Here is a 22293-nt window from a genome sequence, read left to right as displayed (position 1 = left end):
GCTCAAACAACGGGACGGTCCCTGGGGCGGAAGGACGCCGTGCTATTCGCGTGTCGGCCTCACTCGCCGACGGCGCCGTCGATGGCCTCGCGGATCAGGTCGGCGTGGCCGTTGTGCCGGGCGTACTCCTCGATCATGTGCACGAGGATCCACCGCAGCGTGAACAGGTTCCCGGTGCGCGAGCTGGGGCGGGCCGAGACGGTGTCCAGCCCGTCGGGTGCGGCGTCGACGAGCCGGTCCGATCGCGCGACGTACCCTTCCCAGAGGGCGAGCACGTCCTCGGGGGCGTCGTCGACGGCCGAGTGCCAGTCCCAGTCGGGGTCGGCCGACCAGTCGACGTCGGCGAACGGCTCGCCGGCCGGGTTCCCGGTGAGCACGATGTTGAACCACCAGTCCTCGACGAAGGCGAGGTGCTTGAGCATCCCGATGAGCGTCATCGTCGACGGTGGGTGCGTCTGCGCGAGCTGTTCGCGGGTGAGGCCGCTCGTCTTCCAGCGCAGGGTCTCGCGGTGGTAGTCGAGGAACGAGCGCAGCGTGGTGATCTCGTCGGCCGCCACGGGCGGGTCGCTGCGATGCTCTGGGGAGGTCATGTCATCGTCCTAGCACACGGGCGAGGTAGGGGTTGGTGAAGACGCGGCCCGGGTCGGCGGCGTCGCGGACGGCCAGGAAGTCCTCGAAGCGTGGGTAGACGCCGCGGAAGTACTCGGCGTCCAGGGTGTGCAGCTTGCCCCAGTGCGGACGGCCCCCGTGCGCGGTGAAGATGTCCTGCGCTGCCGCGAAGTAGGTCGTCGGGTCGCTGCGGTGGTACTGGTGCACGGCGACGTAGGCGTTGTCGCGCTCGTGGCCGGTGGACAGCCAGATGTCGTCGGCGGCGGTGAAGCGGACCTCGATGGGGAAGGAGATCGTCTCGTGTCGCGCGCCGAACCACTGCGCCAGCTCCGCGATGACGTCGTGCAGCGCTTCGCGCGGCACGGCGAACTCCGACTCACGGAACCGGACGCGGCGCGGTGAGACGAACACGGCGTGGGAGTGGTCGACGTACTCGCGTGCGCCGAGCAGGGAACCGCTCATCTCGTTGAGCCGGGGGACGAGGGACGGCCGCAGTCGCACCGCACGGTTCAGGACCTCGAACCCGACGTTGCTGAGCAGCTCGTCGTCCCACAGGTGGCGCAGGCGGCCCACGGGTCGACGCCGTGTGCCGTCGGGCACGCGGTTGTTGCGCTTGAGCAGGGCCTTCTCGGTGTGGGGGAACCAGTAGAACTCGGCGTGGTCGTTCTCCTCCACGAGCTCGGGCAGGCGTTCCAGCACGTCCGGCAGCGCGATCGGCTCCTCCCGGGCGTGCAGCAGGAACGCCGGGACGCACTGCAGTGTCACCTCGGTGACGATGCCGAGGGCACCGAGTCCCACGGACGCTGCCCGGAACCAGGGATGCTGCTCGTCGACCTCCACCACCTCTCCGGAGCCGGTGACCAGCTGGAGGGCGGCCACGGCCGCGGCGATGCCGTGCAGCCGCCCACCCGTCCCGTGGGTGCCGGTGGAGATGGCGCCGGCGACCGACTGCGGGTCCACGTCGCCCAGGTTGGGCAGGGCCAGGCCCAGGGCGAGCAACCTGGGGTTGAGCTCGTGCAGGGAGATGCCTGCCTGCACGCGCACCCGTCGGGTGCCGGCGTCGTGGTGGAGCACCGCGTTCATCCGGTCCAGGCTCAGCTGCACGCCGTCGGTCGCGGCGATGGAGGTGAAGGAGTGTCCGGCGCCGACGGCCTTGACCGTCAGGCCCTCGGTGGCCGCGGCCTGCACGAGCGTCGCCACGGCCGCTGTCGAGGTGGGGCGTTCGACGCGCATCGGGTGGGAGCGCACGCTGCGGGCCCAGTTCTGCCAGACGGTGCGGGGTGGGGTGCCGGTACTCATCCGAAGTTCTTCTGCTCTCCGCGGTAGGTGGGCAGCAGCTCGACGTCACCGGCCGCGTCGACGAGTGCCACCGAGTCGAACCGTTCGCACATCTCGCCCGCCTTGGCATGGCGCATCAGGACGCGGTCGCCGATCCGCAGCGTGCGGGCTGCCTTGCCCTTGACCGGGGTTTGCACCTCGCCGACGCCCTCGGTGCCGATCAGTGACAAACCCTCCGGCCAGACCGGCGTGGGCATCCGGTTGGCCTGGGCAGCGCCGGAGGCCGTGTACCCGCCGGCGAACAGGGTGGCGACGTCGCGGGCCGGTCGGCGTGAGACGTCGAGGGCGAAGTAGGCCGCGGGGTGCGACTCGAAGGCGTCGTAGGCGTCGAAGAGCGTGGGGGAGAACAGCCCGGAGCCGGCGGTCAGCTCGGTGACGGCGGGGTCGCTCCCGGTGACCTCCAGGCTGCCGGTGCCACCGGCATTGACCAGCTCCAGGTCGGCGTGCTCGCGCACCGCTGCCACCACCCGGGAGCGGCGTCGGTGCAGCTCGGCGTTGGACCGCTTCTTCACCAGGCGGACGGCGGGCGAGGAGTCGGGCAGCCCCGCGATCTGCGCGTCGTAGAACATGACGCCGACGAGGTCGAACCCGGAGCGGACCTCGATGCTGCGGGCGACCTCGCGCGCCTGGCGTGGGCTGCGAACGGGTGAGCGACGCACGCCGAGGTGCGCCACCGTGAGTCCGAGGGCGCCGATGCGCAGCGAGGCGTCGACGTCCAGGCACACCCGCAGCGGCGGGTGCGCCCCACCGACGAGGCGGTCGATGAGGTCGAGGTGCTCGGTGGAGTCGATCATGAGCGTGATGGCGGCGCGTGCGCGGTCGTCGGCCGCGAGGGCGCGCAAGGAGTCGGCGTCGGTGGTGGGGTAGGCGAGCAGGATGTCGCTGACGCCGTGCTCGGCCAGCCACAGGCTCTCGGCCAGGGAGTAGCTCATGACGCCGGCGAACCCGTCACGCGCCAGCGCCTGCTCGATGATGCTGCGCACCCGGACCGACTTGGTGGCGACGCGGACCGGTACCCCGGCGGCGCGCCGCACCAGGTCGTCGGCGTTGGACCACAGGGTCGGCTCGTCGATGATCCCGACCGGGGCGGGCAGCCGCGACGTGGCGGCGAGGAGGTCGGCAGGTGTGGCGGCGGGCATGGGGTCAGTATGCCCACGCCGAGCCCTGCGACGCCGCACGCTGTCCAACATGTGGGTCAAGTGACCAAGACGGTTGACCCGTGATCTCGGGGTGCGTCACCGTCGACCTACGCTGCCGCCGGGCAGGCTGATCGGAGGACATCCATGGACAGACGGTCATCGCGCGGTGCAGGGCCCCGGGCGATCGTCCTGCTCGCGGCACTGCTCGTGGCGCTTCCCGGGGTCGTGACCGGGCCGTCCTCGGCGTCGCCCGACGACGCGTCGGGTGAGTTCTTGGTCGGCAGGGGTGTTGCGGACGTCACCGGCAGGGCAGCCGAGAACCCGATGCTCGGCTACGCCGACCTGGGGCAGGAGACCTCCGGCATCCACATGCGCCAGCGCTCGCGCGCCTTCGTGATCGCCGAACCGGGACCGGGCGAGCGGGTCGTCCACGTGGTCGCCGACGTCGCGATGATCTTCCAGAGCGTGCGTGATGCGGTACTGGCGCGCCTGCAGGAGCGCTTCGGGGACCGCTACGGCGAGCGCAACGTGATGCTCACCGCCACTCACACGCACGCCGGACCCGGCGGTACGTCGCACCACCACCTGTACAACCTGACCACCATGGGCCTGCACCGGGAGACGCTGGAGGCCACCGTCGACGGCATCGTGGAGTCGGTCGTGCGCGCCGACGCCGATCTGGCTCCCGCCGATGTACGGGTGTCCGAGGGGACGCTCGAGGACGCCAACGTCAACCGTTCCCGGGAGGCGTTCGACCGCAACCCGCCGGAGGACCGCAGGCACTTCCCCGACGGCAAGGACACCCGCACCACGACGCTGCAGGTGGTCCGGGACGGCCGGCTCGACGGTGTCATCAACTTCTTCCCCGTGCACGCCACGAGCATGTCGACCGACAACACGCTCATCAGTCCGGACAACAAGGGCTACGCACAGTACGACTGGGAGCACCACGACCACGGGGTGGACCACCTCGCCGATGCTGACCCCGAGTTCGTCGCGTCGTTCGCGCAGACCAACGCCGGCGACATGTCGCCCAACCTGAACCTGCGGCCCACCGACGGGCCGACGACCGATGAGTTCGAGAACACGCGGATCATCGGCGAGCGGCAGAAGCAGGCCGCCCAGCGCTCTCTCGAGGGCGACGTCCGGAGCCTGCAGGGTGGGGTGGACTCGCGGATCACCCACGTCGACATGTCCGACGTCGACGTGCGGCCGGAGTTCACGCCGGACGGTACGCCGCAGCGCACCTGCGAGGCGGCGCTCGGCGCGGCCTTCGCCGGGGGCAGTACCGAGGACGGTGGCGGTGGGCTGCCGGTCTTCAGTGAGAAGGACGGGCTGCTCAATCCGGCGGTGCGTCTGGTGAACAAGGCGCTGTACACCGCGAGCCCGAGTCTGCGTGAGTGTCAGGCGCCCAAGGACATCCTCCTGCCGGTCGGCAGCCTCGACCTGGTGCAGCAACGGCTCCCGCTGCAGCTCGTCCGGGTCGGTGACCTGTACCTGCTGGGGGTGCCGGCCGAGGTCACCGTCGTCTCGGGCCTGCGGCTGCGCCAGACGGTGGCCGAGCGGCTCGACGTCGACCTCGACCAGGTCGTCGTGCAGGGCTACGCCAACGCCTACGCCCACTACCTGACGACACCCGAGGAGTACGACGCTCGCCAGTACGAGGGGGCAAGCACCCTGTTCGGGAGGTACCAGCTGCCCGCCACGATGCAGGTGGCGGCGGACCTTGCCGAGGCCATGGACTCGGGGGCCGAGATGCCACTGGGTACCAAGGAGCGGGACCGCTCGCACGAGCAGGTCCCCAGCCCGCGCGGCGCCGTCGTCACCGATGCGCCGGTGCTGCTCAAGAGCTACGGCGACGTGGTGGAGGACCTGCCGGAGTCCGCCGAGCGCGGCGAGCGTGTGGCGGTGACGTTCGTGGGAGCGCACCCCAACAACAACCTGCGCCAGCGCGGCACGTACCTGAGCGTCGAGCGTAGGTCGGGAGACTCCTGGGAGCGGGTCGCCGACGACGGGGACTGGCAGACGCGCTTTGAGTGGGAGCGCCGTGGCGTGGCGGCCTCGCACGTCCGGGTCACGTGGGACGTCCCCGAGGAGGCGGAGCCCGGCGACTACCGGATCCGCTACCACGGTGACGCGCGCAACCTGCTGGGCCAGGTCAAGCCGATCGGTGGGTCCAGCCGGGTGATGCAGGTGACCCGCTGACCCTGCCGACCGGGGAGCGTGAGGTCAGCGGGTCGCCGAGCCCTGCGCCGCCGGTGCGGTGAGGGTCGCGACGTGGTCGGCAACGTGGTCGAGTACAGCCTCGGCCGTCGCGTCGTCGCCCAGCATGAGCCAGTTCAGGGTGAGACCGTCGACGATCGTGAGCAGGTAGCGCGCGAGCTCGGGAACCGGCACGGTGTACCTCACCCCGAGCTGCTCGGCCGCAGCCTCCAGGAAGTCGGTGTTGGCCTTCAGGTACAGCTCGTACTGGGAGTGGGCGACGCTCGCCAGCTCGGGGTCCCGCACGGCGTACTGGGTCAGCTCGTAGGTGAGCCGGTGTTCCTGGGGGTGGGCGAGGACGTGCTGCCAGTAGGCCCCCAGGCTCTGGCGGACGGCGTCGCGGACCGGCGCCGCGGGGTCGGTCACCGCCAGGACGCGCTCGACCGTCTGCTCCTTGAGAGTGGCGATCACCATCTCCAGGAGCTCGCGCTTGGAGCGGAAGCAGTAGTGGAAGACCCCGAGCGGCATGCCGGCCTCGCCGACGATGGCACGGGTGGTCGCCTTGGCGACGCCGTCGCGTGCCATGACCCTGATCGCCGCCTCGACGAGCTGCTGCCGTCGTTCGTCCGCCGGGATGCGGGCCACGCGCTCACCTCCGTCGTCGGCGCCGTCCCAGACTATCCCCGGAACCTGCGGGAAGCGGCACCGATACGATGGCCCGGCGGCCCTGCCGCACGCCTCCGTAGCTCAGTTGGTAGAGCGCCTCACTTGTAATGAGGATGTCGCGGGTTCGACTCCTGTCGGAGGCTCCACCTTCTGGCCCTGACGTGCGAAGACATCGATTCTGGTCCCGGTGAGATGCGGGGATCAGTTGTGGCTTGTGCCCCGCCCCGCGACGACCGTGACGCCACCGCCGGGGACCGCCGAGGGCCGCGCACGTGCGAGCCGGGGGCCACCTGGAGCTCGGCGAGGAGGGTTGGCTAGTTGCCGAGCAGGCGGTCCAGCAGGTCGCGCACGGGACGGGGGCGCGGTTCTGGCGACGGCGACGCGCTGGGCGACGGGCTGGGTGCCGCCGACCGGTGCGGGGTCGGAGAGGGCGAGGTCGAGCGTGGTGGCGTGGAGGGCGACGCGCCGACCGTGGCACTGCCGGATGGCGATGCGGAGTCACTCGATGGTGGGTCCGAGACGGGGGCGCTGGCGGATGCTGCGTCTGCCGAGGAGTCGTCGGAGTCCTCGTCGTCGTCCTTCTCCGGCCTGGGAGAGGCGCTGGCCGATGGCTCGGCCTCAGGTCCGTGAGGGAGCATCGCCGGTGCCTCGGCGGCACGAGGCTCCTGCTCGCCGCGATCGGCCACAGCCAGTCCGACGGTGCCTCCGGCCAGCATCAGCATCACGACGCACGCGATCACGCGGCGGGTGAGAATGGCATGCATGGGGCTCCTGGGGTGCCGGCCAGCGCTGGGGCGGGCGGCTGTCGGGATGGGTCGGCTTTGCGCCGAACCGAGAGGATACCGGGCTCGGGCGCTGTTGCACAGGTCGTGGGTCACACGGCGGATGGTCCTGGCGGGGGTGCCGGGCCGGGGGCGGCAGAAGGCGCAGCCGGGGGTGCCGGGCCGGGGGCGGCAGAAGGCGCAGCCGGGGGTGCTGGGCCGGGGGCGGCGGAGAGCACAGGAGCCGGCAGGCGTCTGGTTGCGACATTCTCCCCGTGCAGTGACACCGTCCCGCTCGCATCCCGGCGCACGGTCGTGCGCTCGTGCTCGACGACGTCCGTGCCGTCGAGCACGATGTCGAACGCGGCCGAGACCTGCAGTGCCATCCTGCCCAGGGCGTCGAGGTCCTGGTGTCGGTGCAGGCGTCGGCCCAGGTCGGCCTGGGCGACGGCCGCCAGCCCGTGGGTGCGCACGGTCTGCAGGAGCAGTGCGATGTCGACGCCGTACCCGGAGACGAACGACTGGTCGCTCAGCGACTCACGCACGAGGGCGCACTCACCGGACAGGGGTTGCACGAAGCCGGCCAGCTCGGGTGTGCGCTGCGCGATGATGGGTCGGGCCACGAGCTCGGTCACGCGCCCTCCGCCGGAGGCATCGCGTGCCGCAGCGTCCCGGCTCTCGCCACCGGTGTCCCAGGGGCGGTCGTAGAACGCCTTGACGAGCACGAGCTGCTCGTCGTGCAGCAGCGGGGCGAGCAGTCCCCGCACGAAGTCCGTGCCGAACTCCCGGACGTCGGCGTCGAGCAGGACCGCGACGTCGCCGCTCATCTGCTCGATGCCGGTCCGCAGCGCTCCCCCCTTGCCGTCGTCGACCCCTTCGGTCGCGTCGTGCGTCGGCACGACCGTGGCACCGTGGTCCCGCGCGATGCGTGCGGTGTCGTCGCTGGAGTGGGAGTCCACCACCAGGATCTCGTCGACGAGTCCGGTGGTCGACAGCTCGGACCGGACCGATCCGACGATCGCTCCGATTGTCGCCGCCTCGTTGCGGGCCGGCATGACGACGCTGACTCGGCGCCGCCCCTTCAGGGCAACCAGCTCGGCCAGCGACGTCGCGGGGCCGTGGTAGGTGTGGGTGCCGAACCACTCACGGACCGTCGTGCCGATGTCAGGCAAGACCGCGCACCGCCCGGGTGGGGGGCCGCTCGCCGCTGATCGAGGCGGTCATCTGCAGGACCCGCACGGTGGCCGTGACGTCGTGGGTGCGGAACATCGCACATCCGGCGAGTGCGGCCACGGTGGTGGCGGCGAGGGTGCCCTCGAGGCGTTGGTCCGGCGGGAGGTCGAGCGTCTCCCCGACGAAGTCCTTGCGTGAGAGGGCCATGAGCACGGGCCGGGCGGTGGTCACCAGCTCGTCGACGCGACGTAGCAGGGCGAGTCCGTGATGCGTGTTCTTGCCGAAGTCGTGGGTGGGGTCGATCAGGAGACCTTCTGCCGGGACTCCGGCCCGTTCTGCGGCGTCTGCCGCCGTCGTGGTGGCGTGCACGACGTCGTCCACCACGTCGGCGTAGGCGACGCGGTGAGGCCGGGTGCGCGGTGCCGCGCCACCGGTGTGCGAGCACACGAACCCGGTTCGGTGTGCGGCGGCGACCTCCACCACCCCTGGGTCGTGCCCCGCCCAGGTGTCGTTGACGATGTCGGCGCCGGCGCGAACCGCCGCCTCGGCGACCTCGGCCCGCCAGGTGTCGATGCTGAGGACGGCCTCCGGGAAGGTCTCGCGGACGATCTCGATGAAGGGGACGGTCCGTTCGGTCTCGGTGCCCACGTCGACGGCCGAGCCGGGCCCGGCCTTGACGCCGCCGACGTCGACGACGTCAGCGCCTTCGCCGATCGCACGACGGACCGCCTCGAGGGCGTCCGCCGGGTCAAAGGTGGCGCCCCGGTCGTAGAAGGAGTCCGGCGTCCGGTTGATGATCGCCATGACGAGAGCGCGGTCGCGGTGCAGTCGTCGTCCGCGGAACGTCAGGTCGGGCACTCCGACAGGGTCTCAGGGTGCCCTCGACCGCGTGCGCACGGCCTCGTGGAGAGCCCGCGCGTGGGCGGCCTCGGCGGCGGGGGAACGGACGCCGGGCAGGGCGCCTCGCCCATGGGAACGAATGCTGAAGGTTTGTGCCTCACCCTTGTGTGGGCGGGGAGTGCGGCGTACGTTCGGGAATCAGTACCTCTCCAAAAGTTGCACACCGCTTAGACGGAATCAGGTGATCGCCATGGCGAACCTTGCACACCTACCGATGCCGTTGCAGGAGGTCTACGAGTGGCAGTACGAGTCGGCCTGCCAGGGCCTGGAGTCTGCTCGGTTCTTCTCGCCCGACGCCGAACGGGGCGCCCGGCGGCGTGAGCGCGAGGAGCAGGCCAAGAAGATCTGTGGCACCTGCCCGGTGCTGCGCCAGTGCCGCGAGCACGCGCTGAGCGCCAGGGAGCCCTATGGCGTGTGGGGCGGTCTCACCGAGCATGAGCGCGCGGACATCATCGCCGCGCGTGACACGCCCATGGCCAGCTGAGTCAAGGCGACAGGCACCCGGCCTCAGCCGTTCTCGGCCTGCTGCTCCAGCAGCTCCGCTGCGTGGGAGTCCTCCGGCGGGGCCTCGGGGTCGACCTGGTGGTCGATCTGTTCGTTGAAGTAGCGCAAGATCTCAGCCACGACGGCGGCCACCGGCACGGCCAGGAAGGCGCCGGTGATGCCGAACAGGGTGCCGCCCGCCGTCACCGACATCAGCACGACCCCCGCGTGCAGGTTCATCGACTTGCCCTGCAGCCACGGCGAGAGCACGTTGCCCTCCAGCTGCTGCACCAGCAGGACGATGATGAGGGCGATGACCGCCGCCTTGAAGTCCACCGTCACCAGCGTCACGAGGACGGCGAGGAAGCCGCTCACCAGGGCGCCGAGGATCGGGATGTAGCCGCCGAAGAACGTGATGACGGCCAGCGGGACCCACAGCGGGACGCCGAGGATGGCCAGCCCGATGCCGATGAGGACGGCGTCGATGAAGGACACCAGCGTCTGGGTCCGGATGAACCCGCCGAGCGTGTTCCAGGTGCGGCTCAGCAGCTCCACCAGGTGGTCACCGGCACGTCGGCCGCCGAGTGTGTGCACCCAGGGCAGGAAACGGTGGCCGTCCTTGACCATGAAGAACGTCAGCATGAGCGTGAGGACGAGGTTGATGATCGCGTTGGTCGCGGCCGACAGGGTGGAGAAGACACCGGCGCTGATGGCGCTCGCACTTTCCTGGAGCCGGTCCTCCACGGCACTGATGGCCGCGGTGATCTGTCCGTCGGTGACCTCGAACGGTCCCTCGACGAGCCATTCGCGGATGCGCTGCAGACCGTCGGATGCCTGTTGCGCGATCTGCGGGACCTGTCCGGCCACCTGCGGGGCGATGATGGCGATGATCGCCGAGATGAGGCCCAGGAAGCCCAGCATCACCAGGACGGCGGACAGGCTGGCAGGTACTCGTCGTCGGCGCAGCCAGCCTGCGGCGGGCTGCAGGACGGTGGAGACGACCAGGGCGAGGGAGACGGGGAACAGCACCATCCAGAAGGAGCCGGCCACCCAGCCGAGGACGTAGAGCGCCGCGGCGACCACCACGAGGCGCAGTCCCCACGTCTGGGCGGCTGCCGCCCAGTCGCTGATCACGTCGCCACGGTCCCGGTAGGGACGAGGGCCCCTGGTGGACCCCGTGGAGCTCGGTGACTCCGGGGGCGTGCCGTCCTGCGTCGCCGCTTCCTGGTCAGTGCTCGCCGGCTCGCTCGTCTCGCTCACGGGACAAGACTAGGTGCTGATGCGCCAGTCCACCTCGCCGCCGCCGTGGGCGCGCAGCAGCTCGTTGGTCCGGCTGAACGGACGCGAGCCGAAGAAGCCCTTCGAAGCCGACAGCGGGCTGGGGTGCGCGGTGGCGATCACGGGGGTCCGGCCGAGGCGCGGAGCGAGCTCCTGGGCGTGCCGCCCCCACAGGATGGCCACGAGCGGCGCGTCACGAGCCACCAGGCTCATGATCGCCTGCTCGGTGACTCGCTCCCAGCCCTGACCGCGGTGGCTGCCGGGTGCGCCGGCGCGCACCGTCAGCGAGCGGTTGAGCAGCAGGACTCCCTGGCGTGCCCAGGCACTGAGGTCACCGTGCGGCGCCGGCTCGATGCCGAGGTCGTCGTGCAGCTCGCGGTAGATGTTGGCCAGGCTGCGTGGGAGCGGGCGGACGTCGGGCTGGACGGAGAAGGACAGGCCCATCGGATGGCCGGGAGTCGGGTACGGGTCCTGGCCGACGATGAGGACCCGGACGTTCGCCATCGGCTCGGCGAAGGCCCGCAGCACGGCGTCGCCCGTCGGGAGGTAGCCGTGGCCGGCCTTGATCTCGGCGCGCAGGAAGTCGCCCATCCGTGCGATGTCGTCGGCGACCGGTTCGAGTGCCTGCGCCCAGTCCTCGGCCATGAGCTCGCGCAAGGGACGTGGTGACACGGCTCTACTCTAGGGTCCCTCGGCGGCAGTGCTGCGGTGCCGTGGGGTGTCTTCCCATGACCTAGACTTCCCGGCGCAGTGTCAGCCATCACCGCGTACCGCACGCTGCTGCGGACCGTCGGGCCCGCCTACGTCCTCGTAGCCTTCCTCGGGCGGGTTCCGCTCGCCATGAGCCAGATGGGCACGCTGCTGCTGGTCAGCCAGGCGACGGGCCGCTACGCCCTCGGCGGCGCGGCGGCCGGGGCGCTCGCCGTGGCCAACGCCGTCGGCGCCCCGTTCTTCGGCTCGCTGGCCGACCGGGTCGGGCAACGCTCGGTCGTGCTCGTGCAGTCCGTGGCCGGGGCGGCCGGTCTGGTGGCAGTCGTCCTGGTCACCGAGGGCGAGGCGCCGGCTTCGGTGATCATCGCCACCGCCGCGTTGGCCGGGCTGGCGACGCCTCAGATCGGGCCGCTGGCCCGTGTTCGTTGGGCTCCTGTGCTGCGCGCGGCGGCCGGAGGCGGCGAAGAACCCCGGCGGGGGTGCCGGGCCGGGGGCGGCGAAGAACCCCGGCGGGGGTGCCGGGCCGGGGGCGGCGATGAGTCCCGTCTCGTTGATGCTGCCTTCTCCTACGAGGGTGCGGCCGACGAGGTCTCGTTCGTGCTGGGCCCGGCCACGGTCGGCGCCGTCGCCGTCATCATCGATCCGGGCGGGGCGATCATGGTGGCGGCAGTGGTGCTCGGGGCCTTCGGCTCCTGGTTCGCGCTGCATCCCACGGCTGCCCTGACCGTCCCGGACGGTTCGGAGCCGCGCTCGACCACCCGGGTCATCAGTGCCCTGCTCGTCGCCCTGGCGGTGGCGCAGCTGCTGATCGGTGTGTTGTTCGGGGCGACGCAGACCGGGTCGGCCGTGCTCGCCACCGAGGAGGGTCAGCCGGGCATGGCCGGTCTGATCCATGCGACGCTCGGCATCGGCAGCGCCATCGCGGGTCTCGCGGTGGCGGCGCTTCCTGAGCGGATCGGCTACCCGTCGCGCATGGTCGTGGCCGCAGCCGGTCTGCTCGTGCTCTCCACCCCCTTGCTGCTGGTGCAGTCGGTGGCGCAGCTCGTCGTGGTGATCGCCCTGCTGGGCTTCGCCGTGGCGCCCTACATGATCAGCAACTTCGCGATGGCGGGGCAGGTGGTCGCCCCTGATCGGGTCGGGTTGGCCATGACGCTGCTCGCCGGCGCCACGGGTATCGGCTACGCCCTGGGTTCGTCGATCGCCGGTCGGCTGGCCGACCTCGGCGGCCACACCCCGGCTTTTGCGGTCACCGTCACGGCCACCGCCTGTGCGGTGCTCCTTTCCGTGGGTGTCGCGGTGCGAGCACGCACCCACTGACTCATTCCGGGCGACCAGGGACGCTCCGCACTGCGTCTGCCGATGTGTCCTGGTCCGAGCGTCGGCTCAGCGGGTGAGGGCGGCGCGCAGTGTCTTGCGGACGGCCGGCCACTCGTCGTCGAGCATCGAGAACTGGGCCGTGTCGCGCCAGGTGCCGTCACGACGGATCTTGTGCTTGCGCAGGACGCCCTCGCGCCGGGCGCCGAGGCGGGCGATGGCGGCCTGGGAACGTTCGTTGCGGATGTCGGTGTGCCACACGACGCGCACGCACCCGAGGGTCTCGAAGGCATGGGTGAGCAGGAGCAGCTTGGCCTCGGTGTTGATGCCGGAGCGCCAGAACCGCCGGCCGAGCCAGGTGTAGCCGATCGCGAGCGTGCGCAGTGACTCATCGATGTCGTAGTACGTGGTCATGCCGGCCACCTCGCCGGACGCGACGTCCACCTGCGCCCACGGCGAGGCCGGGAGCCGCAGGTAGTGCTCGACCAGGCTGTCCGCGTCTGAGCGAGTCGTCGGCCGGGCCGTGGACAGGTGCTCGAAGATTGCGTCGTCGTCTGCTGCGGCGAGGACGCCCTCGGCGTGCTCGGCGCGGAGCGGCTCCAGCCTCACGTGCCGTCCATGCAGCTCCACGGCCTCCGCCCACGTCATGGAGACATCATCCCCTTCCCGGCGTGATGGCTCAGCCGCGGGTCAGCCGGTCCAGGAAGGCGATCAGCAGTGCCTCGCGCAGCGCGGGAGGCGCGACGTCCAGGAGTGCGTTGACCGGCGCCATCCGCGCAGGCGCTGTGACCTCACCTCCCTCACCGGCCAGGCCGGCGAGCTGCAGGAGACCGTCGAACGTCGTGTCGTCCAGCGTGGCCGGGTCGATCGACTCGGCCACGGCTCGCAGGCTGGCATCGACGACGATCGGGCCGGCGGCGACCGCATCGCTCACGCAACCGCGCAGCACCCTCAGGAACTCCGGAACCGAGGCGGCGGTGGCGGCCGAGACCGAGACGTGCATCGTCGCCGGTCCGCCCCGGAACCCCATCTGCGGCTGCACGAGCCATCCGTGCTCGAGCATGAGGTCGCTCAAGGTGAACACGTCGCACGCGTCGTCGGCGCCGATCGCCACGAGGGTGGAGTCCGGTGGCGCCACGACGTGCAGGTGCTCGATGTCGTCGACGCCTGCGGCGAGCGCACGCGTGCCCTCGATGGCGGTGGCCACGAGTCGGGAGTAGCCGTCGGTGCCGAGGTACTGCACCACCGCCCATGCCGCCGCGAGGGGACCGCCGGACTTGGTGCTCTGCACCGTGGAGTTGAGCATCGTGTACCCGGGCCAGTCGGCACTGGCGAAGAACTGGGTCCGGCGACCGGACGGATGTGCGTGCAGCAGGAGCGAGACCCCCTTGGGCGAGTAGGCGTACTTGTGCAGGTCGGCCGAGATGCTCGTGACACCCGGGACGGTGAAGTCCCACGGCGCAGCATCCTCGACCCACGGCAGTACCCAGCCCCCGATGCAGGCATCGACGTGGAAACGGGTGTCGCGAGCCGAGGACAGCGCGGCGATGTCCCCGATCGGGTCGACGACACCGTGTGCGTACGAGGGTGCGGACGCCGCAACCAGCACGACCCGGTCGCCGTGCACGTCCAGGGCCGCCTCCGTCGCCGCGGGGTCGGCCCGGTACGTGTGCGGATCCACGTCCACCTTGACGATGTGAACCCCCAGGTAGTGCGCGGCCTTGTCGAAGGCCGGGTGGATGGTCGTGGGTGCGACCAGGACGGGGTCGGTGACGTGCGGGTGAGCGTCACGCGCCGCCTTGACGGCGAGCAGGATCGACTCCGTGCCGCCTGAGGTCACCGTGCCCACCGCCTCGGGCGCACCGTGGAACAGGTCGCGGGCCAGGGCGACGAGGTCGTTCTCCATCGTCAGCAGGCTGGGGAACGCGGTGGGGTCCAGGCCGTTCGTGGCGCCGAACATCGCAAGGGCCCGTCGGCCCAGCTCGTCGGCCTCGGCGATCCCGGAGTCGTAGACGTAGGCGAGCGTCCGGCCGCCGTGGGTCGGTAGGTCCCGGGCGCGCAGCTGCTCGAGCCGGGCGATCACGTCGTCGGGAGTCATCGGGTCACCCTCTCGTCCAGCCGGTAGCCGCGCAGGAACACCAGGCTGACGGCGATCAGCACGGCGGGCACCAGCGAGAACCCGACACCGATCGCCGTGAGCGCGGAGCCTGGCTGCGCGACGGTGGTCTCCGCCGAGGAGGACACGTAGCCGCCGATCGCCAGGATGAGGGCGAACAGGCCCGGGCCGAGTGCCAGCCCCAGTGTCTCGCCCGCGGTCCAGACGCCCGTGTAGACGCCGATGCGGTTTTCCCCGGTGACCTCGGCGTCGTGGGCGGCGGCGTCGGGCAGCATCGCGAGCGGGAACACCTGGGCTCCGGCGTACCCGATGCCGACGAGCGCGGCCGCTGGGTACACGACGGCCGTGACGGCGCCGAGCGAGGCGAGCAGCCCCAGTGCACCCGCCACCAGGAACAGCGAGGACGCGACGTACCCGGCCCGTTTGCCGCGCTGACCGAACGCCCTCTCCCACAGTGGGGTCACCAGCAGCGCAGGGCCGACGAACGCGGCGAACAGGAACGTGGCGGCGCCGGGGGAGTCCAGCAGCTGGTTGGCCACGTAGGCGACGGCAGCGAGCATCACCCCGATGCCGAGGGCCTGCACCACGAAGGTCGCGAGCAGGGCCCGGAAGTCGGGGGCAGCGGCGACCAGGCGCAGCTGATCGACGATGGTGCCGGTGGCCGCGCGGACGTGGTGCCGCGGCGCGTGTCGCGTCCCCCACCACGCGCCGACCGTGCCGAGCGCGATGACCACGGCGACGTAGCCGCCCATGACGGTGTATCCGCGCGACGTCGGCTCACCACCGAACGCGTTGACCACGACCGGGGCCGTGGCGCCGGAGAGCAGGATGGCCAGTGCCAGCACCACGACGCGCCAGGTCATGATCCGCGTGCGCTCGGCGTAGTCGGGCGTCATCTCCGCCGGCATCGCCACGAACGGCACCTGGAAGAACGAGTAGGCCGTGGCGCACAGCAGGAAGGTCACGACGACCCAGGCCGCCCCCAGGGTCGTCGGCGACGTCGGCCCCGCGAACATGAGCGCGAAGCACACCGCCAGCGCGAGTCCGGCGCGGATCAGGAACGGCCGGCGGGGCCCGTCCCTGTGGGTGGAGCGGTCCGAGATCCGGCCTGCCACGGGATCGAGCAGGACGTCCCACAGCTTGGGGACGACGACGATGAGTCCGGCGAGTGCGGCCGCGACCCCGATGGTGTCGGTCAGGTAGGGGAGCAGCAGCAGCCCGGGTACCGTGCCGAAGGTCCCCGTGGCGACGCTGCCGAGCGCATAGCCGCGCCGGGTCGACGGCTGCAGCGCGACGCTCATGGGCAGAGACTAGGCGAAGGCGGCGTCGGTGGGGGTCAGGTCTGGCGAGGCAGTGTCTGGGAGAGCTCGGCGCGCACCTGTGCCGACAACGACGCCGCCGTGACGACGTCCGGATAGCTGATTCCCTGCACCGCCCAGCCGTCGATGAGCACGTGCAGTCGCCCGGCCCGCTCCTCGGCGTCGCGGTCGGCGAGCTCGGCGCGCAGCCCGGCGGGACGGTCGGTGCCGGTCAGGTCGGCCGTCACGATGCGCGCCACGTATCGCGTGCCGTGCCAGCCGCTCTCACGGACGTCGGAGAGGACGGCGTCGAGGCGGGCGCGGTCGGCGAAGGCGTACCACACCAGGCACTCGCCGCGTCGTGTCTCATCGAGCGGGAGGAACTGCTCCACGAGTTGTGCTCCGCGCTCGAGGGCGTCCCCCTGCTCGTGCTCGAGCAGCCCTCGGACCCGGGCACCGGTCTGCTCGGTCATGAGCTGCAGGGCGAAGGCGAACAGCGCCTCCTGGGTCGGGAAGTAGTGGCGCAGCGCGCCGGCGGACCAGCCGGCCTCGGCAGCCACGGTGCGCACCGAGGTGTCGTGGACGCCAGCGGTGCGCACGACGCGCCACAGCGCCGCCGCGATCTCGCGGCGGCGGGCGTCGTGGTCCACGATCCGGGGCACGTGGACATTTCAACACAGGTGTGCTGAAATCTCCACGACACGACTGTATGAAAAACGGAGACGGTCCATGGACATCACGAGTCTCGGCGCTCTCGCCGTGCTCGCACTCATCGACAGCACGAGCTTCGGGACGTTGCTCATCCCGCTGTGGATGATGCTGGCGCCACGCCTGCGACCCAGCCGTCTGCTGCTCTACCTCGGGGTCGTGTGCGGCTTCTACTTCCTGGTCGGGCTGGCCCTGCTGGCCGGTGTCGACGTGCTCACCTCGCTCTCGGCCGGGATGGGCGACAGCCAGGTGATCCGTGCCCTGCAGCTGGCCGCGGGTGTCGCGCTGGTGGTCCTCAGCTACAGCCTCGACCCCGCGTACCACTCCATCGGCCGCAAGAAGTCCGAGGAGCAGCGCGGACCCAGCCCACGTGCGCTGCGCTGGCAAGCGCGACTGACCGCTGCCGACGTCTCTGTGCGCGCCGTCGTCGTCATCGCGCTCACGGCTACGGTCCTCGAGGTCGCCACGATGCTGCCCTATCTCGCGGCGATCGGGATCATCAACCTGTCGGGGCAGGTCGCGGCCGTGCAGGTGTGCCTGCTCGCCGGCTACGTCGTGGTCATGGTGCTGCCCGCGCTCGTGGCCCTTGCGTTGCGGCTGGCGTTGCGACGTCAGGTTGAGCCGCTGCTGGAGCGGGTCAGTGCCTGGATGACGAAGAAGGCAGGCAGCACTGTCGCCTGGATCGTGGGGATCGTGGGTGTCCTCGTCGCTCTCGATGCCGTGGGGGCGCTCCTGCGGTGAGGCTCGCCGGCCTATGCGCACGGATGGGCTCGCCCGACGGGCAACGGCGCCCCTGTCCGCGCCGGTCTCAGCGCGAGCGCGAGGGCCGCATCTTCTTGTCGTGGGTGCCGCTGACCGAGTCCAGCTCGTCGAGGAAGCGGGTGGCCCACGCCTCGATGTCGTGGTCGACGACCTGCTTGCGCATGGCCTTCATGCGCCGCGAGCTCTCCCGAGGAGTCGCTCTCATGGCGGCGAGCAGGGCGGACTTCATCCCGTTGATGTCGTAGGGATTGACGCGGTAGGCCTGTCGGAGCTCGGCCGCGGCGCCGGCGAACTCACTGAGCACGAGGGCTCCGTCGTCGTCGTAGCGGCACGCGACGTACTCCTTGGCCACCAGGTTCATGCCGTCGCGCAACGGGGTGACCACCATGACGTCGGCGGCGCGGTAGAGCGCGGCCATCTCCTCGCGTGGGTAGGAGGTGTGCAGGTAGGTGATGGGTTGCTGGCCGATGCGCCCGACGTCGCCGTTGATGCGGCCGACCAGACGGTCGATGTCGTCTCGCAGGATGCGGTACTGGTTCACACGCTCGCGCGAGGGCGTGGCCACCTGCACGAACACCGCGTCGTCGACGTGCAGGGCTCCCTCGGTGATGAGCTCGCCGAAGGCGCGCAGTCGCTGGCGCAGTCCCTTGGTGTAGTCGAGCCGGTCGATGCCCAGCAGGACGTGGCGGGGGTTGCCCAGGCTCTCGCGGATCTCGTCGGCGCGTTGTCGGACCTCGGGGGAGCGAGCCAGCTCCTCAAAGCCCCTGGTGTCGATGGAGATCGGGTAGGCGCGGGCCGTGACCGTGCGGTTGTCCGGGAGGTAGACGCTGTCGCGGTGCGTCTTGTGACCCACGCGCTGGCGGACCAGTCGCACGAAGTTCTGCGCGGCGCCGGGGAGCTGGAACCCGACCAGGTCGGCCCCCAGCAGGCCCTCGAGGATCGCGACGCGCCACGGCAGCTGCTGGAACAGCTCGGTGGGTGGGAACGGGATGTGCAGGAAGAAGCCGATCCGCAGGTCGGGGCGCAGCTCACGCAGCATCTGTGGCACGAGCTGCAGCTGGTAGTCCTGCACCCAGACGACGGCTCCGCGGCGCGCGACCTTGGCGGCGCGCTCGGCGAAGCGTCGGTTGACCTCGACGTAGGCGTCCCACCACTCGCGATGGAACTCCGGAGGGGCGACGACGTCGTGGTACAGCGGCCACAGCGTCGCGTTGGAGAAGCCCTCGTAGTACTCGGCGACCTCCTGCGACGTCAGATGGATGGGGACCAGCTTCAGCCCGTTGTGCTCAAAGGGCCGCAGGCGCTCGTCCGGGGCGCCGTGCCAGCCGATCCAGGCGCCGCCCTTGCGCCGCATGACGGGCTCGAGGGCAGTGACGAGGCCGCCGGGGGAGGTACGCCACGTGGTGCCGCCGTCGGGGGTGACCACCCTGTCGACGGGCAGCCGGTTGGCGATCACGACGAACTCCGCTGTGCCTGACGCCATGGGCTCACCCTATCGTCGTGTCCGAGGGGTGCCCTTCCACGAGCCCGGCGCAGCGCCTGGACCACTTGTGGCCCGACCCCGCCGGGGATACGAATGACAGGCGTGTCATTCGTGCCGTAGGATTCAGCACATGAGCGCAGTCGAGGAGTCGAGCCAGGACGTGTCGGCCGATGCCAGCTCCCTCAGTGACCGGGACCGTGAGATCCTCGCCCTCGAGCGGCTGTGGTGGAAGTATGCCGGCGCCAAGGAGCAGGCGATCCGCGAGAAGTTCGACATGTCGGCCACGCGTTACTACCAGGTCCTGAACGCACTGATCGACCGTGACGACGCGCTCGCCTTTGATCCCCTGCTGGTCAAGCGCCTGCGTCGCATGCGCGCCCAGCGCCAGCGCAGTCGCTCTGCGCGGCGGCTGGGATTCGACGTCTGACGGAGGGCACCACGGGTGGTCGAGCACCGCAGGACGGTCAGCCGGCGAGGCTCGGTGCTGCCCGGCTGGTTCTTCATCGTCGTGGCCGTGTTCTGTCTCGGTGGCGGCGGTGTGCTCGCATGGGTGGCGTGGGACGGCATCGTCTCGGACGGCGACAGTGCGGTCGCGGCGCCCACCCCGACGCCCACCCCCAGCCCCACGCCGACGCCGAGCCCCACACCGAGCCCCTCCCCGTCGCCGAGCAAGTCACCCACCCCCTCTCCCACTCCGTCGCCGACGCCCGAGGTCAGCCGCACGGACATCGGTGTCTCGGTCCTCAACGCCACCCGGGTCACGGGGCTGGCCGCGCAGGTCGGCGGCTCGGTCACGAACGCCGGCTGGACGTTGCTGGGTGTCGGAAACTGGCGCGCAGGTGCGGCACAGAGCGCCGTGCACTATCCTCCGGGCCGCGAGGCCGAGGCCCAGCTCCTGGCTGAGGACCTCGGAATCGGCGCGACGGCTCCGGCCGTGCAAGGCATGTCCACCGACCGCCTCACGGTGCTGGTGCTCTCGGTGCCATGATGGCGCGCATGCCTGCGCGCACTCCCGGCGGCGACTCCTCGGCTCGCGACGAACACGCGCTCGATGAGCACCTGCTCGAGCCCCGCAGTCTCCGGGACCCGGCAGCCACCCTGCTCGGTCTGGACTTCGACGGCACGCTCTCGCACGTCGTCGCCGACCCCGCGCACGCCTTCGCCCATCCGGACTCGGTGCACGCCATGGCCGACCTGGGACGGCACCTGGGCGGGGTCGCGATCATCACCGGCCGGCCCGTTCGCCAGGCGCTGGAGCTCGGCGGGTTCGAGGGCCTGCCCGGGCTGGAGCGGCTGGTCATCTGTGGTCAGTACGGCGCAGAGCGATGGGACGCCACGACGGGTCAGGTCCGCGAGCCGGCTCGACCCGCGGCCATCGAGTCCCTGGCGGCCGAGCTGCCGGCCTGGCTGCAGGAGCGTGGTGCCGGCTCGGCGCGCATCGAGGACAAGGGCGTGGCTCTGGCGGTCCACACCCGGGGGCTCGGGCCGGCGCTGCTTCATGCGCTCGAGGCGCCTCTGCGTCGGCTCGCCGAGGAGCACGGGCTGGAGGTGGAGCCCGGCCGACAGGTGATGGAGCTGCGTGGCCACGGGGCTGACAAGGGATCGGCCCTGCTGGAGCTGGTGGCCGAGCTCGGGCCGCGGCACGTCGTCTATGCCGGGGACGACCTGGGCGACCTGCCGGCCTTCAATGCCGTCGAGCAGCTGCGGTCGCGCGGGATCTCCGGACAGCTGGTGTGCTCGGCCTCGGAGGAGCAGGACGCACTGGTGGCGCGATCCGACCTCGTGCTCGACGGCCCGGACGCCGTGGCGGCATGGCTCACCGCCTGGGCAGCGGCCCTCGACGCGCAGGCCCGCTGACCCACGTCCGGTACGTGCCCGGGCGCCAGAGCGCGGTCTCATCTCTCGGACCGATTGGACGCATGATGAGACGCATGCGTAGGCTGGCACCACTCATCACGAGGGGTAGAGGGACACGGCCCGACGACACCCCAGCAACCAGCTCATCGGGAGCCAGGTGCTAATTCCGTCCCGGCGCAAGGGTGATCGGGAGAGATGACCAGGAGGCCTTCAGTGAGTACCACCACCGCCCCCCACGCGACGAAGCAGTCCGCCGGCCTGCGTGAGGGCGCTTTCGGTCCGGCCCGCGAGCTGGTGTGTCGCGAGTGCGGCACCACCCGTGACCTCGGCCCGTTCTACGCTTGCCACGAGTGTTTTGGCCCGCTGGAGATCGGCTACGACTTCGGCACCGTCACCCGGGAGCAGATCGAGAGCGGGCCGCGCAACATCTGGCGCTACAAGGCGCTCCTGCCGGTGCCCGACGACATCGAGACCAGTCCCAACACCGAGCCCGGCTTCACCCGACTGCTCAAGGCTGACAATCTCGCGGCCGAGGTCGGCTTGCGCCACCTGTGGGTCAAGGACGACAGCACCAACCCCACCAACTCCTTCAAGGACCGGGTCGTCGCCTGTGCCCTGAGCGCTGCTCGGGAGCTCGGCAGCCGGGTCTTCGCCTGTCCGTCGACGGGCAACCTCGCCAACGCGGTGGCGGCGGCGGGCGCTCGCGCCGGCATCGAGACGGTCGTGTTCATCCCGAGCAACCTGGAGACACCGAAGCAGGTCAACTCCGCGGTCTTCACCGAGAAGCTCGTCGCGGTGGACGGCAACTACGACGACGTCAACAAGCTCGCCAGCGAGATCGCCGGTGAGGAGGAGGGCTGGGCCTTCGTCAACGTCAACGTGCGGCCGTACTACGCCGAGGGTTCCAAGACGCTGGGCTATGAGATCGCCGAGCAGCTGGGCTGGCGGCTCCCTGACCAGATCGTCATCCCGGTGGCCTCCGGATCGCAGCTCACCAAGGTGCACAAGGCGTTCCAGGAGCTCATCGCCCTCGGGCTCGTGCAGGACAAGCCGTACAGGGTCTTCGGCGCCCAGGCCGAGGGCTGCAACCCGGTGGCCACGGCCCACAAGGCCGGGGTCGACGCGATCCGGCCCGTCAAGCCGGACACGATCGCCAAGTCGCTGGCGATCGGCAATCCTGCGGACGGCATCTACGTCCTCGACATCGCGCGCGGTACCGGCGGCGGGGTCGAGGAGGTCAGCGACGACGAGATCCGCTCGGCGATCGTGCTGCTCGCGCGGACCGAAGGCATCTTCACCGAGACGGCCGGTGGCACGACCGTCGGCGTCCTGAAGAAGCTGGCGGAGTCGGGGCAGCTGGACCCCGAGGCCGAGACCGTCGTCATCAACACTGGCCACGGCCTCAAGACACTGGACGCCGTCTCCGGCGGCGTCGGCCCGTACGCCACCATCGACCCCACCTACGCCGCCTTCTCGGCGGCCGGCATCGCCTGAA

General features: G+C 70.9%; 22 protein-coding genes, 1 tRNA gene and 1 riboswitch. Of the genes, 10 read left to right on the top strand and 13 right to left on the bottom strand.

Annotation, left to right across the window (positions count from 1 at the left end):
* Positions 1-59 precede the first annotated feature (59 nt).
* From ACEVFP_RS16565 to ACEVFP_RS16555, 3 genes are read right to left on the bottom strand one after another with little or no spacing between them, the layout of a single operon-like run.
* Entirely contained in the window at positions 60-590 is a 531-nt protein-coding gene (locus ACEVFP_RS16565) for a DinB family protein (RefSeq protein ID WP_375000547.1), read from the bottom strand.
* 1 nt (position 591) lies between these two features.
* Positions 592-1908, bottom strand: coding sequence for a D-arabinono-1,4-lactone oxidase (locus tag ACEVFP_RS16560; RefSeq protein WP_375000546.1), 1317 nt, complete (start codon positions 1906-1908; stop codon positions 592-594).
* Positions 1905-3086, bottom strand: a complete 1182-nt coding sequence (locus ACEVFP_RS16555; protein ID WP_375000545.1) for an alanine racemase — start codon at positions 3084-3086, stop codon at positions 1905-1907. The genes ACEVFP_RS16560 and ACEVFP_RS16555 overlap by 4 nt, the downstream gene beginning before the upstream one ends.
* A gap of 144 nt (positions 3087-3230) precedes the next feature.
* Between ACEVFP_RS16555 and ACEVFP_RS16550 the strand changes: the two genes are divergently transcribed.
* Positions 3231-5291 carry a neutral/alkaline ceramidase gene (locus tag ACEVFP_RS16550; protein ID WP_375000544.1) on the top strand — a complete coding sequence of 687 codons (2061 nt, stop codon included), beginning with the start codon at positions 3231-3233 and terminating at the stop codon, positions 5289-5291.
* A gap of 24 nt (positions 5292-5315) precedes the next feature.
* Here the strand turns inward: ACEVFP_RS16550 and ACEVFP_RS16545 are convergent, their stop codons facing one another.
* On the bottom strand, positions 5316-5933 hold the full coding sequence (locus ACEVFP_RS16545) for a TetR/AcrR family transcriptional regulator (protein WP_375000543.1): 618 nt from the start codon (positions 5931-5933) through the stop codon (positions 5316-5318).
* Positions 5934-6024: 91 nt separating this feature from the next.
* On the opposite strand from ACEVFP_RS16545, the gene ACEVFP_RS16540 reads away from it, so the two are divergent.
* Together ACEVFP_RS16540 and ACEVFP_RS16535 are read left to right on the top strand one after the other, a co-directional pair.
* Positions 6025-6100 (top strand) — tRNA-Thr (locus ACEVFP_RS16540).
* 172 nt (positions 6101-6272) lie between these two features.
* Complete coding sequence (locus tag ACEVFP_RS16535) at positions 6273-6584, top strand: hypothetical protein (RefSeq protein ID WP_375000542.1); 312 nt, start codon at positions 6273-6275, stop codon at positions 6582-6584.
* A gap of 244 nt (positions 6585-6828) precedes the next feature.
* Here the strand turns inward: ACEVFP_RS16535 and ACEVFP_RS16530 are convergent, their stop codons facing one another.
* Both ACEVFP_RS16530 and folP read right to left on the bottom strand, forming a co-directional pair.
* Positions 6829-7887: a glucosyl-3-phosphoglycerate synthase gene (locus ACEVFP_RS16530; protein WP_375000541.1), complete on the bottom strand. Its 1059-nt coding sequence runs from the start codon at positions 7885-7887 to the stop codon at positions 6829-6831.
* Positions 7880-8746, bottom strand: coding sequence for a dihydropteroate synthase (folP, locus tag ACEVFP_RS16525; RefSeq protein WP_375000540.1), 867 nt, complete (start codon positions 8744-8746; stop codon positions 7880-7882). The genes ACEVFP_RS16530 and folP overlap by 8 nt, the downstream gene beginning before the upstream one ends.
* A 232-nt stretch (positions 8747-8978) precedes the next feature.
* Here folP and ACEVFP_RS16520 point away from each other — a divergent pair, with 232 nt between their 5' ends.
* Positions 8979-9272 carry a WhiB family transcriptional regulator gene (locus ACEVFP_RS16520; RefSeq protein ID WP_375000539.1) on the top strand — a complete coding sequence of 98 codons (294 nt, stop codon included), beginning with the start codon at positions 8979-8981 and terminating at the stop codon, positions 9270-9272.
* Between the two features lie 23 nt (positions 9273-9295).
* Here the strand turns inward: ACEVFP_RS16520 and ACEVFP_RS16515 are convergent, their stop codons facing one another.
* Both ACEVFP_RS16515 and ACEVFP_RS16510 read right to left on the bottom strand, forming a co-directional pair.
* Entirely contained in the window at positions 9296-10531 is a 1236-nt protein-coding gene (locus ACEVFP_RS16515; RefSeq protein WP_375000538.1) for an AI-2E family transporter, read from the bottom strand.
* A gap of 9 nt (positions 10532-10540) precedes the next feature.
* Complete coding sequence (locus ACEVFP_RS16510; protein WP_375000537.1) at positions 10541-11221, bottom strand: uracil-DNA glycosylase; 681 nt, start codon at positions 11219-11221, stop codon at positions 10541-10543.
* Between the two features lie 78 nt (positions 11222-11299).
* On the opposite strand from ACEVFP_RS16510, the gene ACEVFP_RS16505 reads away from it, so the two are divergent.
* On the top strand, positions 11300-12577 hold the full coding sequence (locus tag ACEVFP_RS16505) for an MFS transporter (protein WP_375000536.1): 1278 nt from the start codon (positions 11300-11302) through the stop codon (positions 12575-12577).
* Between the two features lie 66 nt (positions 12578-12643).
* On the opposite strand, the gene ACEVFP_RS16500 is transcribed toward ACEVFP_RS16505, so the two are convergent.
* The 4 genes from ACEVFP_RS16500 to ACEVFP_RS16485 are packed head-to-tail and all read right to left on the bottom strand — an operon-like array spanning position 12644 to position 16650.
* Positions 12644-13222, bottom strand: coding sequence for a GNAT family N-acetyltransferase (locus ACEVFP_RS16500; RefSeq protein ID WP_375000535.1), 579 nt, complete (start codon positions 13220-13222; stop codon positions 12644-12646).
* A 31-nt stretch (positions 13223-13253) separates the two neighbouring features.
* The gene (locus ACEVFP_RS16495) at positions 13254-14672 is read right to left on the bottom strand and encodes a pyridoxal phosphate-dependent decarboxylase family protein (RefSeq protein ID WP_375000534.1); all 1419 of its coding nucleotides are present in this window, start codon (positions 14670-14672) and stop codon (positions 13254-13256) included.
* Positions 14669-15991 carry an MFS transporter gene (locus ACEVFP_RS16490; protein WP_375000533.1) on the bottom strand — a complete coding sequence of 441 codons (1323 nt, stop codon included), beginning with the start codon at positions 15989-15991 and terminating at the stop codon, positions 14669-14671. Before ACEVFP_RS16490 ends, ACEVFP_RS16495 begins: the two co-directional genes overlap by 4 nt.
* Positions 15992-16026: 35 nt before the next feature.
* A complete protein-coding gene (locus tag ACEVFP_RS16485) occupies positions 16027-16650 on the bottom strand; it encodes a TetR/AcrR family transcriptional regulator (protein WP_375000532.1) in 624 nt (207 codons plus the stop codon).
* A 67-nt stretch (positions 16651-16717) separates the two neighbouring features.
* On the opposite strand from ACEVFP_RS16485, the gene ACEVFP_RS16480 reads away from it, so the two are divergent.
* The gene (locus ACEVFP_RS16480) at positions 16718-17437 is read left to right on the top strand and encodes a GAP family protein (protein WP_375000531.1); all 720 of its coding nucleotides are present in this window, start codon (positions 16718-16720) and stop codon (positions 17435-17437) included.
* Positions 17438-17504: 67 nt separating this feature from the next.
* Here ACEVFP_RS16480 and ACEVFP_RS16475 read toward each other — a convergent pair whose 3' ends face one another.
* The gene (locus ACEVFP_RS16475; protein WP_375000530.1) at positions 17505-18941 is read right to left on the bottom strand and encodes a trehalose-6-phosphate synthase; all 1437 of its coding nucleotides are present in this window, start codon (positions 18939-18941) and stop codon (positions 17505-17507) included.
* A gap of 130 nt (positions 18942-19071) precedes the next feature.
* Here ACEVFP_RS16475 and ACEVFP_RS16470 point away from each other — a divergent pair, with 130 nt between their 5' ends.
* The 4 genes from ACEVFP_RS16470 (at position 19072) to thrC (ending at position 22292) form a co-directional block, all read left to right on the top strand.
* Complete coding sequence (locus tag ACEVFP_RS16470) at positions 19072-19368, top strand: DUF3263 domain-containing protein (RefSeq protein ID WP_375000529.1); 297 nt, start codon at positions 19072-19074, stop codon at positions 19366-19368.
* A gap of 15 nt (positions 19369-19383) precedes the next feature.
* A complete protein-coding gene (locus ACEVFP_RS16465) occupies positions 19384-19929 on the top strand; it encodes a LytR C-terminal domain-containing protein (protein WP_375000528.1) in 546 nt (181 codons plus the stop codon).
* A gap of 8 nt (positions 19930-19937) precedes the next feature.
* On the top strand, positions 19938-20798 hold the full coding sequence (otsB, locus tag ACEVFP_RS16460; RefSeq protein WP_375000527.1) for a trehalose-phosphatase: 861 nt from the start codon (positions 19938-19940) through the stop codon (positions 20796-20798).
* Positions 20799-20888: 90 nt separating this feature from the next.
* Positions 20889-21000, top strand: a riboswitch (SAM riboswitch).
* An 11-nt stretch (positions 21001-21011) separates the two neighbouring features.
* Positions 21012-22292 (top strand): threonine synthase, encoded by a 1281-nt coding sequence (thrC, locus tag ACEVFP_RS16455; RefSeq protein WP_375000526.1) that lies wholly within the window; start codon positions 21012-21014, stop codon positions 22290-22292.
* The last annotated feature ends 1 nt before the right edge of the window (position 22293 follow it).

Origin of the sequence: Aeromicrobium sp. CTD01-1L150, from assembly GCF_041951745.1 — a bacterium.
Classification (GTDB): Bacteria; Actinomycetota; Actinomycetes; order Propionibacteriales; family Nocardioidaceae; genus Aeromicrobium.
Note: the sequence above shows the minus strand (reverse complement) of the source record. Positions and strands in the feature narration are given on the sequence as shown.

What these genes read in the sequence shown, in the direction of transcription:
- ACEVFP_RS16560 (WP_375000546.1), bottom strand. Translation starts at nt 1,908, where the DNA reads ATGAGTACCGGCACCCCACCCCGCACCGTCTGGCAGAACTGGGCCCGC.
- ACEVFP_RS16475 (WP_375000530.1), bottom strand. Translation starts at nt 18,941, where the DNA reads ATGGCGTCAGGCACAGCGGAGTTCGTCGTGATCGCCAACCGGCTGCCC.
- ACEVFP_RS16555 (WP_375000545.1), bottom strand. Translation starts at nt 3,086, where the DNA reads ATGCCCGCCGCCACACCTGCCGACCTCCTCGCCGCCACGTCGCGGCTG.
- ACEVFP_RS16480 (WP_375000531.1), top strand. Translation starts at nt 16,718, where the DNA reads ATGGACATCACGAGTCTCGGCGCTCTCGCCGTGCTCGCACTCATCGAC.
- ACEVFP_RS16500 (WP_375000535.1), bottom strand. Translation starts at nt 13,222, where the DNA reads ATGACGTGGGCGGAGGCCGTGGAGCTGCATGGACGGCACGTGAGGCTG.
- ACEVFP_RS16470 (WP_375000529.1), top strand. Translation starts at nt 19,072, where the DNA reads ATGAGCGCAGTCGAGGAGTCGAGCCAGGACGTGTCGGCCGATGCCAGC.
- otsB (WP_375000527.1), top strand. Translation starts at nt 19,938, where the DNA reads ATGCCTGCGCGCACTCCCGGCGGCGACTCCTCGGCTCGCGACGAACAC.
- ACEVFP_RS16550 (WP_375000544.1), top strand. Translation starts at nt 3,231, where the DNA reads ATGGACAGACGGTCATCGCGCGGTGCAGGGCCCCGGGCGATCGTCCTG.
- ACEVFP_RS16495 (WP_375000534.1), bottom strand. Translation starts at nt 14,672, where the DNA reads ATGACTCCCGACGACGTGATCGCCCGGCTCGAGCAGCTGCGCGCCCGG.
- ACEVFP_RS16520 (WP_375000539.1), top strand. Translation starts at nt 8,979, where the DNA reads ATGGCGAACCTTGCACACCTACCGATGCCGTTGCAGGAGGTCTACGAG.
- ACEVFP_RS16490 (WP_375000533.1), bottom strand. Translation starts at nt 15,991, where the DNA reads ATGAGCGTCGCGCTGCAGCCGTCGACCCGGCGCGGCTATGCGCTCGGC.
- ACEVFP_RS16565 (WP_375000547.1), bottom strand. Translation starts at nt 590, where the DNA reads ATGACCTCCCCAGAGCATCGCAGCGACCCGCCCGTGGCGGCCGACGAG.